Origin of the sequence: Micromonospora sp. WMMD882 (assembly GCF_027497255.1) — a bacterium.
GTDB lineage: Bacteria > Actinomycetota > Actinomycetes > Mycobacteriales > Micromonosporaceae > Micromonospora.
This window is the reverse complement of record NZ_CP114903.1, coordinates 352,529-367,138: the sequence shown is the minus strand read 5'-3', so window position 1 is coordinate 367,138 and position 14,610 is coordinate 352,529. Positions and strand designations below refer to the sequence as shown.

The window sequence follows — 14,610 nt, the reverse complement described above, 5'->3', positions numbered from 1 at the left end:
GACGACCGTGGTTGGCAACCTCCCGGACGCGATTCGTTCACCTCGATGCCCGGCGCTCGTCGGCCGGAGGCCCCCCGTGCCACCGCCGCGGACGATCCGGCCGCCGTCACCGGGTCCCCGCTCCGGACGAACCGGCAGGCGTCACCGCGTCACCACCGGCCGGCGCGGAGTCGCCACCGGCCGGCGCGGAGTCGCCACCGGGCGGCGCGGCGGCCCGGACGGCCCGGGCCCGCGTCGCCCAGGCCACCACGAACACCACCGTCCACAACACCCCCAGCAGCACCGACCCGACCGTCCCGCTGGCCGAGCTCAACCCCAGGTACAGCCGCGCCAGACCGACACCGGCGATACCGACCGCCGCGGCCGTCCACACCGCCACCGCCACCGGCCACCGCGAGCCCCGCGCCAGCAGCCAGGCCAACGTGCAGAAACCAGCCGACACCACGGCGTTCTGGGTCGGAAACAGCGACGTCCCCGCCGGCCGGGTCAGATCCGCCACCACCGCCACCACCACCGTCGGCACGAACGCGCCCACCGTGCCCAGCAGCCCGAGCAGATCGGCCCGGCAGACCCGCCGCCGCCACCCCAGCGCCGCAGCCACCACCACGATCACCGCGATCAGCACCGCGCCCCGCAACGCCGACACCACCGCCAGACCGACCTCCACCACCCCCGCCGTACGCCGCGCCGCGAACCACCCGGCGATCGCCGTGTCCACCGCCGCCAACCCACTGTGCCGGACCACCAGACCGAGCAGCCCGGCCATCCCGAACCCCGCCCCGAACAGCAACGCCAACCCCACCGTCAGATTCAGCAGCAGCGTCCAGGTCGCGCCTATCCGGGCGCCGAGCAGGAACAACAGCACCCCGTAGCGGCGGGTCACCCAGCTCAGCGGCGGCACCGCCACCGCCCGGTCGAACAACGCCCGCACCGGATCCGGATTACGCCCCAGCCAGCGCCCCGCCAGCACGATCGCCAGCACACACCCGGCCAGCACCAGCACCGCCCCGGTGGCCCGCCCCAGATACGCCGACACCGTCCGGTACGACCCGCCGGCCAGGAAGCCCACCAGCACCGAACCGCCCACCCAGGTCACCACTCCGGCGACGTTCCACGGCAGGAACCGCCGGTACGGCATGCCCGCCGCCCCCGCCAGCCGGGGCACCAGGGTCCGGGCGAACGCCACCCACCGCGCCGCGAACACCCCCCGCCCACCCAGCCGGCCCAACATCGCGTCCGCCCGCCCCCACCGCCCCGACCCCACCCGCGCCCCCCACCGCGAGGCACGCAGCCGCGGCCCGTACCGCCGGCCCGACCGGAACGCCAACGCGTCACCCGCCACCGCCGCCACCACCATCGCCAGCACCGCCGGCCCCAGCCGCAGCGTCCCCGCGTACGCCAGGAAACCCACCAGCAGCAACGTCGCCTCACCCGGCGCCACCAGCCCCACCAGCAACGCCGTCTCCCCGGCCACGACCAGGGCGGCGACCAGGTAGACCCACTGGGCCGGCAGGTGCTCAAGCAGACTCACCAGATCGTGCACATCAGCCCCCGACACACGGAGCCCAGCATGACAGGCCCTCTACCGAGTGTGACAGGAGTTTCACCCGGGACCCGGACCGGTTCCGGTGCCACCCCGACGCCGCGGCCCAACCCGGCGGGCGGGAGGATGGGAGGCATGCAGCTTCGCACCGACCTCCGCAACGTCGCCATCATCGCCCACGTCGACCACGGCAAGACCACCCTGGTCGACGCCATGTTGCGGCAGGCCGGCGCCTACGGCGCCCGCGGCGAGACGACCGAGCGGGTGATGGACTCGATGGACCTGGAACGGGAGAAGGGCATCACCATCCTGGCCAAGAACACCGGCGTGCGCTACCTGCCGGCGGACGGCTCCGACCCGGTCACCATCAACATCATCGACACCCCCGGGCACGCCGACTTCGGCGGCGAGGTCGAACGCGGACTCACCATGGTCGACGGCGTGGTCCTGCTCGTCGACGCCAGCGAGGGGCCGCTCCCGCAGACCCGCTTCGTGCTGCGCAAGGCGCTCAAGGCCCGGATGCCCATCATCCTCGTGATCAACAAGGTGGACCGCCCGGACGCCCGGATCAAGGACGTCGTCGACGACACGTACGAGCTCTTCCTCGACCTGGACGCCGACGAGGAGCAGATCGACTTCCCGATCGTCTACGCCTGCGCCCGCGACGGCATCGCCTCCCTCACCCAGCCCGCCGACGGCGCGGTCCCCGAGGACAGCACCTCCCTGGAGCCGCTGTTCCGCACCCTGCTCGACACCATCCCGCCGCCGGCCTACGACGAGGGCGCGCCGCTGCAGGCGCACGTCACCAACCTCGACGCGTCCCCGTTCCTGGGCCGGCTCGCGCTGTGCCGGGTCCGGCAGGGCACCATCGCCAAGGGCCAGACCGTCGCCTGGTGCCGCACCGACGGCAGCACCTCCCGGGTCCGCATCTCCGAGCTGCTGATGACCGAGGGCCTGGAACGCAAGCCGGCCGACTCCGCCGGGCCGGGCGACATCATCGCCGTCGCCGGCATCCCCGAGATCATGATCGGCGAGACCCTCGCCGACGCCGAGGACCCCCGCCCGCTGCCCCTGATCACCGTCGACGAGCCGGCCATCTCGATGACCATCGGCACCAACACCTCCCCGCTGGTCGGCCGGGTCAAGGGCGCCAAGGTCACCGCCCGCATGGTCAAGGACCGCCTCGACAAGGAACTGATCGGCAACGTCTCCCTGCGGGTGCTGCCCACCGAACGCCCCGACGCCTGGGAGGTCCAGGGCCGCGGCGAGCTCGCCCTGGCCATCCTCGTCGAGCAGATGCGCCGGGAGAACTACGAGCTCACCGTCGGCAAGCCGCAGGTCGTCACCCGGGAGATCGACGGCAGGACCTGCGAGCCGGTCGAACGGCTCACCATCGACGCCCCCGACGAGTACCTCGGCGCGATCACCCAGCTCCTGGCCACCCGCAAGGGCCGGATGGAGCAACTGGTCAACCACGGCACCGGCTGGATCCGGATGGAGTGGCTGGTCCCGGCGCGCGGCCTGATCGGCTTCCGGACCGAGTTCCTCACCGACACCCGGGGCACCGGCATCCTGCACCACGTCTTCGAGTCCTACGAGCCCTGGTTCGGCGAGCTGCGTACCCGCAACAACGGCTCCCTGGTCGCCGACCGGACCGGCAGCGTCACCGCGTTCGCCATGATCAACCTCCAGGAGCGCGGCCAGCTCTTCGTCGAGCCCGGCACCGAGGTGTACGAAGGCATGATCGTCGGCGAGAACTCCCGCTCCGACGACATGGACGTCAACATCACCAAGGAGAAGAAGCTCACCAACATGCGGGCGTCGACCTCCGACGAGACCGAGAAGCTCATCCCGCCGCGCAAGCTCTCCCTGGAGCAGGCGCTGGAGTTCTGCCGCGAGGACGAATGCGTCGAGGTCACCCCCGTCGCCGTCCGCATCCGCAAGGTCGTCCTCGACCAGACCCAGCGCGGCCGGATGGCCGCCCGCCGCAAGCACGCCAACTGACCGGCGACGGGGGACGGGCCACCCGGCCCGCCCCCGTCCGCTACGGTCACCGCCATGACCTGGCACGAGCTCGACACCCGACTGGCCGACGTGCCCGGCACCGTCTCCACCTACGTCGGCCGCCCCGGCGCCACCCCCACCTGGACCCGCGCCCCGCACGCCACCCACTACGCCGCCAGCACCATGAAGGTCGCCATCCTCGCCGCCCTCCACCGGGCCGCCGACACCGGCCGACTCGACCTGGACACCCCCGTGCCGGTACGCAACGACTTCCCCTCCGCCCGACCCGACGCGCCCCGCTTCTCCCTCACCCCGCACTACGACAACGACGACGCCGTCTGGCGTCGCCTCGGGCAGACCGCCCCGCTGCGCTGGCTCGCCGAACGGATGATCGTCCGCTCCAGCAACCTCGCCACCAACATCCTCCTCGGCCACGTCGGCGTCCCCGCCGTCACCGACGCCTGGACGGCCGCCGGCGCCCGACACAGCGTCACCGCGCGCGGCATCGAGGACTTCGCCGCCCGCGAGGCCGGCATCAGCAACATCGTCACCGCCGCCGACCTGGCCGCCCTGCTCGGCGCGCTCACCCTCGGCGCGACGACCGCACCCGCCCCGACCGCACCCGCCCCGACCCCACCGGCGACGACCCCACCGGCCGACACGACCCCGGCGGCCACCCCGCCGCGCCCCGCCATCGCCACCCCGGCGAGTTGCGCCGCAATGCTCGACGTGCTCTGCGCCCAACAGTTCCGCGAGGACCTCCCCGCCGGACTACCCCCCGGCACCCGCATCGCCCACAAGAACGGCTGGATCCGCGGCATCCGACACGGCGCCGGCGTGGTCTTCCCCCACGACGCGCCCCCCTACCTCGTCGTCGTCTGCGCCACCACCGACCTCCCCGACGACGACGCCTGCCGGCTGCTCGCCGACATCTCCGCCCAGGTCTGGGCCGCCCGCCACGCCCTGCGCCCCGCCGCCTGACGCCGACGTCCCCGCCACCCGCCCGTCCCCGCCCGACGCCCGATCGCGCCCGGCCCCGCCAACCGCCGGCCCGCGCGCGACGCCCGGCCGCGTATAGGGTGCCGGACATGACGATCGCCGCGGTGCGCACCCACCGGCTTTCCGCCCCCTTACACACCCCGTTCGTCACCGCGCTGCGCCGCACCACCACCGTGGACACCCTCGTCGTCGAGATCATCGACGACGACGGCCGCTCCGGCTTCGGCGAGGCCCCCCAGGTCTGGCAGGTCACCGGCGCCTCCGTCGCCGGCGCCCAGGCCTGCGTCCACGAGATGCTCGGGCCGGTCGTCGCCGGCCGCGACGCCGACGACCTCAACGCCCGCTGCGCCGACGTGCGCCACGCCGTCGCCGGCAACGAGGCGGCCAAGGCCGCCGTCGACGTCGCCCTGCACGACCTCGCCGCCCGCCGACTCGGCGTACCCCTGGTACGGCTGCTCGGCGGCGCCGACCGCCGCGTCCCCACCGACGTCACCCTCGCCGCCGGCGACGCCGTCGACCTCGCCGCCGCCGCCAGACAACGCCACAGCGACGGATTCACCGTCCTCAAGCTCAAGGTGGGCGCCGACGCCGCCGGCGACCTGGAACGCGTACGCGCGGTCCGCGCCGCAGTCGGCCCGTCCACCCGGATCCGGCTCGACGCCAACCAGGGCTGGACCCCCCGCGAAGCGGTCCGGGTCATCCGGGGCATCGAGGACGCCGGCCTCGACGTCGAACTCGTCGAGCAGCCGGTCGCCCACTGGGACCTGGACGGACTCGCCTGGGTCAGCGACCACGTCGAACTGCCGATCCTCGCCGACGAGGCGGTCCACGGGCCACGCGACCTGATCGAGGTGATCCGCCGCCGGGCCGCCGACCTGGTCAACGTCAAGATCTCCAAGGCCGGCGGCCTGCAACCGGCCCGTACCCTGCTCGACCTGGCCGCCGCGCACGGCGTCGGCACCGTCGTCGGCTCGATGATGGAAAGCGAGATCGGCGTGGGCGCGGCGGCCAGTCTCGCCGCCGCCCACGGCACCACGGCCGTGTCCGACCTCGACGCCGCCTGGTGGCTCGCCTGGTCCCCGGTACGGGGCGGAATGCGCTACGACGGCCCCACCGTCGTGCTGCCCGACACGCCGGGACTCGGCGTGACCGGCCTCGACGAAGTAAAAGTTCAACGACGTGGTTGATGACCGTCGGAAAGTTTCCTAAGGTCACCACAGGGCGAACGGCGACACCGGGGGGCCACGTGGATCTGCGAGTCGGCCACCGCGCCGCTGTCCGGGTCACGGTGGCGACCCTCTGGGCCGACCCCGAAGCGGTACGCCCCGTCGACGCCCCCGCCCTCGGCCGCGACGCCGACCCCACCGCCTGGATCGCCGGCATGGACACCGACCAGCAGGTCGGCGACTGCGTGCTCAGCCAACTGCTGCTCGGCGAGGAGGTGCTGGTCACCGAGACCCGCCCCGGCTGGGCCCGGGTCGTCGCCGTCGAACAGGCCGCCGCGCCCCTGGACCCACGCGGCTACCCCGGCTGGCTGCCCACCGACCAACTCGTCCCCGCGCCCACCATCGACCCGCGCGCCGCCCCACCACTCGCCGCCCCGCCACTCGTGGTGCACGCCACGACTACCACCCTGCGCGCCAGCCCCGACGGTCCGGCACGAATCCCCGACGTGGTCCTCGGCACCCGGCTGCGTCCCGCCGGCCCGGCCGTGGCCGGCTGGCGACCGGTGTGCGTCCCCGGCCATCCGACCCCGCTCTGGCTTCCCGAACACGACGTGACGCCCTGGCCGCGGCGACCCCCGGCCGCACGGGAGGTGATCGCCGTCGCCGACCGCTTCCGCGACGTGCGCTACGTGTGGGGCGGCATGTCGCCGGCCGGCATCGACTGCTCCGGTCTGGTGCACCTGACCTGGCGACGGTTCGGGGTACGCCTCCCCCGCGACGCCGGGGAGCAGGCGGCCGCGACCACGCCCGTCGCGCTCGGCACGGAACGCGCCGGCGACCTCTACTTCTTCGCCCGGCCCGGGCGTCGCATCCACCACGTCGGGATCGTCACCACACCGGCCGCCCCCGGCGTCGAGCGCCGCATGTTGCACGCCTGCTACCAGCACCGCCGCGTCGTGGAGGAGCGACTCCCCCCCGACCGGCTAGCCACCTTGGTCGCCGCCCACCGCGTCTAACCCACCCACCCCACCTTCTCCCCCTCCCCGTCGGTCTGGAGAAGATTGTCGTGGACGGAGATCCACGAACGACAATCTTCCCTGGATCGACGAGTGGTGAGGGGTGGTCTCGTCCGCTCCCGCAGATCTTGGACAGTTGTCGTTCCAACAGGACGGGAACTGTCCAAGATCTGGGGGGGTGGGGGGTGGGGTCAGTGCTTGGCGACGGTTAGTTCGCGACGGCGGTCCCGGGAGGACTTGGCCAGGCTGGCGGCCGTGGCGACGGCCAACGTGCCCAGGATGACGGTCAGCGACAGCCAGATCGGGATGTGCGGGGCCCAACCCACGTGCTCGCCACCGTTGATGAACGGCAGGTTGTTGTCGGCGAGCGCCTCCAGCACCAACTTCACCCCGATGAAGCCGAGCACCACGGCCAGTCCCGCGCTCAGGTAGATCAGTCGGTCGAGCAGACCGCCGAGGAGGAAGTAGAGCTGCCGCAGCCCCATCAGCGCGAAGACGTTCGCGGTGAACACCAGGTACGCCTCCTGGGTGATCCCGAAGATCGCCGGGATGGAGTCCAACGCGAAGATCAGGTCGGTCGTGCCGATCGCGATCATGACGATCAGCATCGGCGTGAAGTACCGTCGGCCGTTCTGGTGGGTGGTCAGCCGGGCCCCGTCGTAGCCGGCGGAGATGGGCAGCGCCCGTCGGCTCCAGCGGATCAGCACGTTCTCGGTGAACTCGTCCTCGCCCGGCTCACCCTGACGGGCCAGGTTGATCGCCGTGTAGATCAGGAACGCGCCGAAGATGTAGAAGACCCAGGAGAACTGGGAGATCAACGCCGCGCCGGCGGCGATGAAGCCGCCCCGCATGATCAGGGCGAGCACGATACCGATCAGCAGGACCTTCTGCTGGTACTGCCGGGGCACCGAGAACCGGGCCATGATGATCACGAAGACGAAGAGATTGTCCACCGAGAGGCTGTACTCGGTGAGCCAGCCGGTGTAGAACTCGCCGGCCACCTTGCCGCCGGCGGCGAGCCAGAGACCCCCGCCGAAGAGCAGCGCCAGAGCGACGTAGAAGGTGACCCAGAGACTCGACTCGCGGACGCTGGGCTCGTGGGGGCGTCGACCGATCACCAACAGGTCGATCACCAGGATCGCGGTCAGCGCGACGAGGGTTCCCGCCCAGACCAGTCCGGACACGTTCACAGTTTATCCTCCGGCAGACACGCAGCGCCGGGCACACCGCGAGCCCCGGTGCCGGGGCTCGTTACGACCTGCGGTGCGCCTGCGACGCTGGCTGTGGTGACTGTCGGAGGTCTCTCCCGCCACCGGTCCGGCGCCGGTCACGACCCAACGGGCCGGATCGGGACGGGTCGGTGACCGACGATGCCGGGTCGTCCGCCTGGATGGCGTTCGACCGTGCTGACGACACCGCCGCGAGGGAATACTCCCCTCCTCGGCGGCCATTCTTCCCCATCTACGCCATGCCGCGCACCTCCTGCCGCGCGGAATGCCGGGCAGATCACGTCGTCTCCTGGTGGGACGGTGGGAAGACGCTTCCCTCGGCGTGGCGGGTCCCGCGTCGCACAGGGCGTCCTAGGAGGCTAGGTGTAGCTCGGGAACCTGTCCGACGATTGGACACGGCCGCCCCACGCCGCCCCGGTGAGCTGGCGCATGGCAGTCTGCCGGCATGGTGCTTGAGGTCGCGCTCATCGACGTACTGCCCGGACACGAGGAGGCGTTCGCCGCCGCGTACGCCCAGGGTCACCCGGTCCTGGCCGGCACGCCCGGCTGCCGCTCGGTGCGGATGACCCGGGGCGTCGAGTCGCCCTCCCGGTTCGTCCTGCTGGTGGAGTGGGACTCCGTCGACGCGCACGAGCGCGAGTTCCGGGCCACCGAGCGGTTCTCCCGGTGGCGGGAGCTGATCGGCCCGCACTTCGCCAACCCGCCCCTGGTCGAGCACTTCACCGACGTGCCGGCCTGACTGTCGTACCTGAACTGTCGTACCCGGACGGTAGCGTCGCCGGCGTCACCGGTCCCGCCGGCCGGCGCCGCCGGGACGGCCCGCTCAGGCCCACCGCCGGCGGCGGCACGGGGGCGGCGGGGCCGGTGACCCGCGCCGCTTCCCGCCGGCCGGCGGCTGGCCTCGGGGTCCTGGCGTCCGCGCCGGACGTCGGGCTCGCGGCCCGATAATCGGTGGCGCGGCCGGCCGGCCGCTGGTGAGCTGACCGCATGACCGGACGAGTGGCCCTGGTGACCGGCGTCAGCCGGGGTGTCGGCATCGGCGCGGCGGTCGCCCGCGCGCTCGCCCCCGACCACCACCGGCTGCTGCTCAGCGGGCTGCCCGGCTACGACGACGCCCAGCCCTACGGCGGCGACCCGCGGGGCGTGCCCGACCTCCTCGGCGAGCTGGGCGACCGCGCCGACCACCTGCCCGTCGACCTGCTCGCCCCGGCCGCCCCGGCCGCGCTGGTGACCGAGGCGGTCCGCCGGCACGGGCGGCTGGACACGGTGGTGGCGGTGCACGCCTACTCCACCGCCACCCCGCTCGGCGCCCTGGACGCCGCCGAGATCGACAGGCACCTGCTGGTCAACGTCCGGGCCACCCTGCTGCTCGCCGAGGCGTTCGCCGCCGCCTTTTCCGGCGGGGCCGGCGGGCGGCTGGTGCTCTTCTCCAGCGGGCAGCGCCTCGGCCCGATGAGCGACGAGTTGGCCTACGCGGCGAGCAAGGCGGCGGTGGAGAACCTCACCACCCAGCTCGCGCCGCTGCTCATGCCGCGCGGCATCACCGTGAACTGCGTCAACCCGGGGCCCACCGACACCGGCTACGCCACCCCGGAGCTCCACGAGGCGGTGGCCCGACGGTTCCCCGGCGGGCGGTGGGGCGCCCCGGAGGCGGCGGCCCGGCTGGTGCGGTTCCTCTGCTCACCCGACGCCGACTGGATCACCGGCCAGGTCGTCGACTCCGAGGGCGGCTTCGACAGGTACGGCTGACCGTCACTCCTCGGCGTGCCGGCTCAGCAGCTCCACCGTGTCCGCGCCGGACAGCGCGGCGTCCAGCAGCCAGTTGGCGAGCTGCTCGTACCTGCGCACGTCCGGCTCGGTGGTCAGCCGCAGGTCGGTGGTGAGCGTCTCCAGCACCACCGTCCGGGGGTCGGCCGGGTCCGGAAAGGCGTAGCAGGAGAACGGCGTCAGCGGATGGATCACGCTGCCGGCCACCGGGGCGCCGTGCGGCAGCACCCGGATCGTCACGTTCGGCCGCCGGGTCAGCGACACCAGGTGCCGGGCCTGCTCCCGCCAGACGTGCCCGGGCGCGCCCGCGCAGCCGAGGGCCGCCTCGGCCAGCACCGCCGTGTACCGGGGAGCGTCCATCCGGTGCAGCACGTCCTGGCGGGCCGTCCGGGCCCGGGTGTCGGCGTCCACGTCGACCTCCGGGTCGAGAAGTCGGCCCGCGGTGACCCGCAGGCGCGCGTACGCCCGGGTCTGGAGCAGGCCCGGCACCGTTGCCGGCTGGTACTCGAAGATGGTGGCCGCGCCCGCCTCCAGCTCGGCGTACGTGCGTTGCCGCTCGCCCATCTCGCCGAGCGCCCGCCACCAGCTCCGGTTCGTGGCGGCGTCGCGGGCGATGACGATCAACGCCTCGCGTTGCCCGGTGGGCACCTCGTAGACGTCCAGCAGGTCGAACACGTCGGCCAGGTCGGGTCGGCTCTGCCCCAGCTCGATGCGGGACAGTTTGGAGGTGGACGCCCACCCGAGCCGTTCGCAGACCTGTTCAAGGGTCAGCGTCGCCTGCCGGCGGAGCTGGCGCAGCTCGGCCCCCAGGCGTGCCCGGCGGACCACAGGACTCGTTGGCAGCGGCATCCGGCCTCCCATCGTGGGAGAGTACGGGCAGCGTCAACCCAACGCAATACCTCGCTCACCGAGAGCAACAAGGGCTCTCTGGGGCGTTCCCCCACACACCGGCGGCAGCCGTACCCGCCGGCGAGCGGTCAGGTCACCCCGGCGGCGTCCATCCCGCGCAGCTCCTTCTTGAGGTCGGCGACCTCGTCCCGGATCCGGGCGGCCAGCTCGAACTGCAGCTCCCGGGCCGCGGCCAGCATCTGGTCGTTGAGCTCCTGGATGAGCTGGGCCAGCTCCGCCCGGGCCATCCCCTCCCGGGCCGGGCCGGCCGCCGACCGGGACCGGCTGCGGGTCTCCTTCACCGGCGCCTTGCCCCGGGAGAGCTGACGGACCGCGCCGCCGACCCGGGTGTCGGTCTCGGTGTCCTCCGCCTCGCGGTAGATGTCGTCGAGGATGTCGTGGATCTTCTTGCGCAGCGGCTCGGGGCTGATGCCGTGCGCCTCGTTGTGCGCGATCTGCTTGGCGCGCCGCCGGTTCGTCTCGTCGATCGCCTCGGCCATCGAGGGCGTGATCTTGTCGGCGTACATGTGCACCTGACCGGAGACGTTCCGCGCGGCCCGACCGATGGTCTGGATCAGGGACCGGCCGCTGCGCAGGAACCCCTCCTTGTCGGCGTCCAGGATCGCCACCAGCGACACCTCGGGCAGGTCGAGACCCTCCCGGAGCAGGTTGATGCCGACCAGCACGTCGTACTCGCCCTTGCGCAGCTCGCGCAGCAGCTCCACCCGGCGCAGCGTGTCGACCTCGGAGTGCAGGTAACGCACCCGGATGCCGTTGTCCAGCAGGTAGTCGGAGAGGTCCTCGGCCATCTTCTTGGTCAACGTGGTCACCAGGACCCGCTCGTCACGCTCGGTGCGCAGCCTGATCTCGTGCATCAGGTCGTCGATCTGCCCCTTGGTGGGCTTGACCACGACCTCCGGGTCGACCAGGCCGGTCGGGCGGATCACCTGCTCGACGTACTCGCCCTCGGCCTGCGCCATCTCCCACGAGCCGGGCGTCGCGGAGAGGAACACCATCTGCCCGACCCGTTCGAGGAACTCGTCGAAGCGCAACGGCCGGTTGTCGCCGGCGCTGGGCAGCCGGAAACCGTGGTCGATGAGCATCCGCTTGCGCGAGGCGTCACCCTCGTACATGCCGCCGATCTGCGGGATCGTCACGTGCGACTCGTCGACCACGGTGAGGAAGTCGTCGGGGAAGTAGTCGAGCAGACAGTGCGGCGGGCTGCCGGGCAGCCGGCCGTCGATGTGCATGGAGTAGTTCTCGATGCCGGAGCAGAAGCCGACCTGCCGCATCATCTCGATGTCGTAGGTGGTGCGCATCCGCAGCCGCTGCGCCTCCAGCAGCTTGCCCTGCCGCTCCAGCTCGGCCAGCCGACCGGCCAGCTCGGCCTCGATGTCGCGGATGGCCCGCTCCATCCGCTCCGGACCGGCCGCGTAGTGGGTGGCCGGGAAGATCAGCAGGTGGTCGACCTCACGGACCACGTCACCGGTGAGCGGGTTGAGGTAGTAGAGCTTCTCCACCTCGTCGCCGAACAGCTCGACCCGGACGGCCAGCTCCTCGTACGCGGGGATGATCTCCAGGGTGTCGCCGCGGACCCGGAACGTGCCGCGCTGGAAGGCCATGTCGTTGCGGGTGTACTGGATGTCCACCAGGCGGCGCAGGAGCTGGTCACGGTCGAGCTCCTGGCCGACGGCGACCCGCACCGCGCGGTCGAGGTACTCCTCCGGGGTGCCCAGGCCGTAGATCGCCGAGACGGTCGCCACCACGATCACGTCCCGCCGGGTGAGCAGGGACATCGTCGCCGAGTGCCGCAGCCGCTCGACCTCCTCGTTGATCGAGGAGTCCTTCTCGATGTAGGTGTCGGTCTGCGGGATGTACGCCTCGGGCTGGTAGTAGTCGTAGTAGGAGACGAAGTACTCCACCGCGTTGTGCGGGAGCAGCTCGCTGAACTCCTTGGCCAACTGGGCGCAGAGGGTCTTGTTGGGGGCGAGCACCAGGGTCGGCCGTTGCAGCCGCTCGACCAGCCACGCGGTGGTGGCGCTCTTGCCGGTGCCGGTCGCGCCGAGCAGCACGGTGTTGCGGTCGCCCCGGCGCACCCGGCGCTCCAGGTCGTCGATCGCGGCCGGCTGGTCGCCGGCCGGCTGGAACTCGCTGACGACCTGGAAGCGTCCGTCGAGGCGGGGAATGTCGAGCGCCATGGTCCCCACGGTACGCCGCGGGTGTGACACTCCGCGGCGGCTACCGCCCGTGCCCGACCGGCTTCGATATTCGCATTGTGAAGTACATCTCACCAGGCTAGGGTGTGCGTCGTAGGCCGCTCGCGGCGGCCGTCCGGGTCAGGGCCGCCCTCGTGGGTCGCCCGCCCGGCGCAGGGGTCGCAGCACCCGGCACGCCGGTGTGCGCCTCCGGTGCGGTAGCGCGTAGGCGCAGACCGGCCGCCGCGAGCGCCCCTGCCTCGTCACTCCCGCCCCGGCCGGGCCGTTCAACCACTCGTGAACACCACGCCCGACGCGGCCACCGGCCCGACGCCGGTCCCGGACGGCGGACCACGCCGGGGCCGCCGCGACGCCCCGGCCACCACCGGCGGACGACACCGGACCGCCGCCGCCCGACGGGCCCGGCAGCGGCGGCAGGCGCGGGGCGGGCTCGGCGCGGTCGCGGCCGTCACCGCCGCGGCCCTCGTCGCCGGCCTGCTGTCCTGGTCACCCGATCCCCCGTCACCGTCCCGCCCGCTGACCGACGGGGAAGCCGACCGGTTGGCCGCCGTCCGGGTCACCAACTACCGCGACGGCCGCGCCCGCCTGCGGGCCACGGTCGGCGTCGGGGCGGACCGGACCGAGGTCGTCGGCTGGGTCGACTGGAGCCGTCCGCTGGTCTACCTCGACGTCGGCGGCCCCGGGGCGGGCCCGGCCCGGGGGCTGGTGCAGGCCCTCCCCGACCTGGTGGCGGTCCGACCCGACCCGACCGCCGTGCTCACCCCCGCCCTGCCCCCGCTCACCCCGCCGGACGACGGCTGGCGGATCCGCCGACCGCCGGACCGGCCACCGCTGGCCGCCCTGCTCGACCTGCTCTTCGCGCTCTCCGCCGACCGTCCGGACCCGGCCGCGCCGCTGCGGTCCGGGGCCCGCCGCACGGGTGGGGACACCGTCGGGGGCGCCCCGGTGGACGTGCTCCAGGTGCCCGGCGTGTCCCACCCGCTGCCCGGCGACGGGACGCGGTACTGGGTGGACCGGGACGCCCGCCTGCGCCGGATGGCGACGTGGCTGCCCGGCCGGATCCCGGTCACCGTCGAGCTGGACCGGGCCGACCGGCCCCCGCTGCGGCCGGTGGACCCGCTCGGCGGGCGGCCCGGCCTGCCCCGGGAGCTCACCGGGGCGGAGGCCGACCGGCTGGCCCGGATGCCCGCCCGCAACCGTGAGGTCGGCGGCGTCGCGCTCGACCTGGCCGTGCCCACCGGCGCCGGGGCGAACCTGCGCGGCGCCGGCTGGCTCGACTGGACGGCCGGCGTTGCCTATCTCGCCGCCGGTGACCTCGACGCGCCCGACGTCCGGACGCTGGCCCGCTACGACCGGACCGGCGGGGTGACCCGCGCGCAGGTCCCGACCGGGGACGCGGACCCGGCCGGCCGGCCACCGCTGCCGCCGCCGGGCGACGCGCCGTGGAGCCGGTCCGGGCCCGGCGTCGGCGAACTGGACCGGCTCGTCCAGGCCGCGCTGCGGGCCGGGCGGTCACCCGCGCCCCCGGGCCGGGCCACCTGGCAGCGCCAGGACAGCGCCGACGGACGCCAGGTGGACGTCATCGAGCTGGTCGCCGCCGACACCGTCCTGCGGTACTGGATCGACCGGACCGGTCTGCTCCGCCGGCTGGAGTCGCGGGCCCCGTCCGGCGCGTGGGCACGGCTGGCCCTGACGCAGTCGCCGGTCCCCTGGCTGCCGCCGGCCCCGGCCGCCCGCCCGGCCCGCTGAGTCGCACGTCCGGCAGACGCGGACCCGGCTGCC

General features: G+C 73.4%; 11 protein-coding genes. 7 read left to right on the top strand and 4 right to left on the bottom strand.

Annotated features, from left to right (window positions below):
- Nucleotides 1–106 precede the first annotated feature (106 nt).
- Complete coding sequence (locus O7606_RS01545; protein ID WP_281599441.1) at nucleotides 107–1,543, bottom strand: DedA family protein; 1,437 nt, start codon at nucleotides 1,541–1,543, stop codon at nucleotides 107–109.
- 135 nt (nucleotides 1,544–1,678) lie between these two features.
- On the opposite strand from O7606_RS01545, the gene typA reads away from it, so the two are divergent.
- The 4 genes from typA (at nucleotide 1,679) to O7606_RS01525 (ending at nucleotide 6,728) form a co-directional block, all read left to right on the top strand.
- Nucleotides 1,679–3,547 (top strand): translational GTPase TypA, encoded by a 1,869-nt coding sequence (gene typA / locus O7606_RS01540; protein ID WP_281597177.1) that lies wholly within the window; start codon nucleotides 1,679–1,681, stop codon nucleotides 3,545–3,547.
- Between the two features lie 54 nt (nucleotides 3,548–3,601).
- Nucleotides 3,602–4,528 (top strand): serine hydrolase, encoded by a 927-nt coding sequence (locus tag O7606_RS01535; RefSeq protein ID WP_281597176.1) that lies wholly within the window; start codon nucleotides 3,602–3,604, stop codon nucleotides 4,526–4,528.
- A 107-nt stretch (nucleotides 4,529–4,635) separates the two neighbouring features.
- Nucleotides 4,636–5,733 carry a dipeptide epimerase gene (locus tag O7606_RS01530; protein ID WP_281597175.1) on the top strand — a complete coding sequence of 366 codons (1,098 nt, stop codon included), beginning with the start codon at nucleotides 4,636–4,638 and terminating at the stop codon, nucleotides 5,731–5,733.
- Between the two features lie 59 nt (nucleotides 5,734–5,792).
- Nucleotides 5,793–6,728, top strand: a complete 936-nt coding sequence (locus tag O7606_RS01525; protein WP_281597174.1) for a C40 family peptidase — start codon at nucleotides 5,793–5,795, stop codon at nucleotides 6,726–6,728.
- Nucleotides 6,729–6,919: 191 nt separating this feature from the next.
- Here O7606_RS01525 and O7606_RS01520 read toward each other — a convergent pair whose 3' ends face one another.
- Nucleotides 6,920–7,918 (bottom strand): TerC family protein, encoded by a 999-nt coding sequence (locus tag O7606_RS01520; RefSeq protein WP_281597173.1) that lies wholly within the window; start codon nucleotides 7,916–7,918, stop codon nucleotides 6,920–6,922.
- 484 nt (nucleotides 7,919–8,402) lie between these two features.
- On the opposite strand from O7606_RS01520, the gene O7606_RS01515 reads away from it, so the two are divergent.
- Nucleotides 8,403–8,696, top strand: coding sequence for an antibiotic biosynthesis monooxygenase family protein (locus tag O7606_RS01515; protein WP_281597172.1), 294 nt, complete (start codon nucleotides 8,403–8,405; stop codon nucleotides 8,694–8,696).
- A gap of 248 nt (nucleotides 8,697–8,944) precedes the next feature.
- On the top strand, nucleotides 8,945–9,706 hold the full coding sequence (locus O7606_RS01510; protein ID WP_281597171.1) for an SDR family oxidoreductase: 762 nt from the start codon (nucleotides 8,945–8,947) through the stop codon (nucleotides 9,704–9,706).
- 3 nt (nucleotides 9,707–9,709) lie between these two features.
- On the opposite strand, the gene O7606_RS01505 is transcribed toward O7606_RS01510, so the two are convergent.
- Nucleotides 9,710–10,573 (bottom strand): helix-turn-helix transcriptional regulator, encoded by an 864-nt coding sequence (locus O7606_RS01505; RefSeq protein WP_281597170.1) that lies wholly within the window; start codon nucleotides 10,571–10,573, stop codon nucleotides 9,710–9,712.
- A 128-nt stretch (nucleotides 10,574–10,701) separates the two neighbouring features.
- On the bottom strand, nucleotides 10,702–12,810 hold the full coding sequence (uvrB, locus tag O7606_RS01500) for an excinuclease ABC subunit UvrB (protein WP_281597169.1): 2,109 nt from the start codon (nucleotides 12,808–12,810) through the stop codon (nucleotides 10,702–10,704).
- Between the two features lie 294 nt (nucleotides 12,811–13,104).
- Between uvrB and O7606_RS01495 the strand changes: the two genes are divergently transcribed.
- Nucleotides 13,105–14,577 (top strand): hypothetical protein, encoded by a 1,473-nt coding sequence (locus O7606_RS01495; RefSeq protein WP_281597168.1) that lies wholly within the window; start codon nucleotides 13,105–13,107, stop codon nucleotides 14,575–14,577.
- The last annotated feature ends 33 nt before the right edge of the window (nucleotides 14,578–14,610 follow it).

What these genes read in the sequence shown, in the direction of transcription:
- typA (WP_281597177.1), top strand. Translation starts at nt 1,679, where the DNA reads ATGCAGCTTCGCACCGACCTCCGCAACGTCGCCATCATCGCCCACGTC.
- O7606_RS01535 (WP_281597176.1), top strand. Translation starts at nt 3,602, where the DNA reads ATGACCTGGCACGAGCTCGACACCCGACTGGCCGACGTGCCCGGCACC.
- O7606_RS01530 (WP_281597175.1), top strand. Translation starts at nt 4,636, where the DNA reads ATGACGATCGCCGCGGTGCGCACCCACCGGCTTTCCGCCCCCTTACAC.
- O7606_RS01515 (WP_281597172.1), top strand. Translation starts at nt 8,403, where the DNA reads ATGGTGCTTGAGGTCGCGCTCATCGACGTACTGCCCGGACACGAGGAG.
- O7606_RS01510 (WP_281597171.1), top strand. Translation starts at nt 8,945, where the DNA reads ATGACCGGACGAGTGGCCCTGGTGACCGGCGTCAGCCGGGGTGTCGGC.
- O7606_RS01505 (WP_281597170.1), bottom strand. Translation starts at nt 10,573, where the DNA reads ATGCCGCTGCCAACGAGTCCTGTGGTCCGCCGGGCACGCCTGGGGGCC.
- uvrB (WP_281597169.1), bottom strand. Translation starts at nt 12,810, where the DNA reads ATGGCGCTCGACATTCCCCGCCTCGACGGACGCTTCCAGGTCGTCAGC.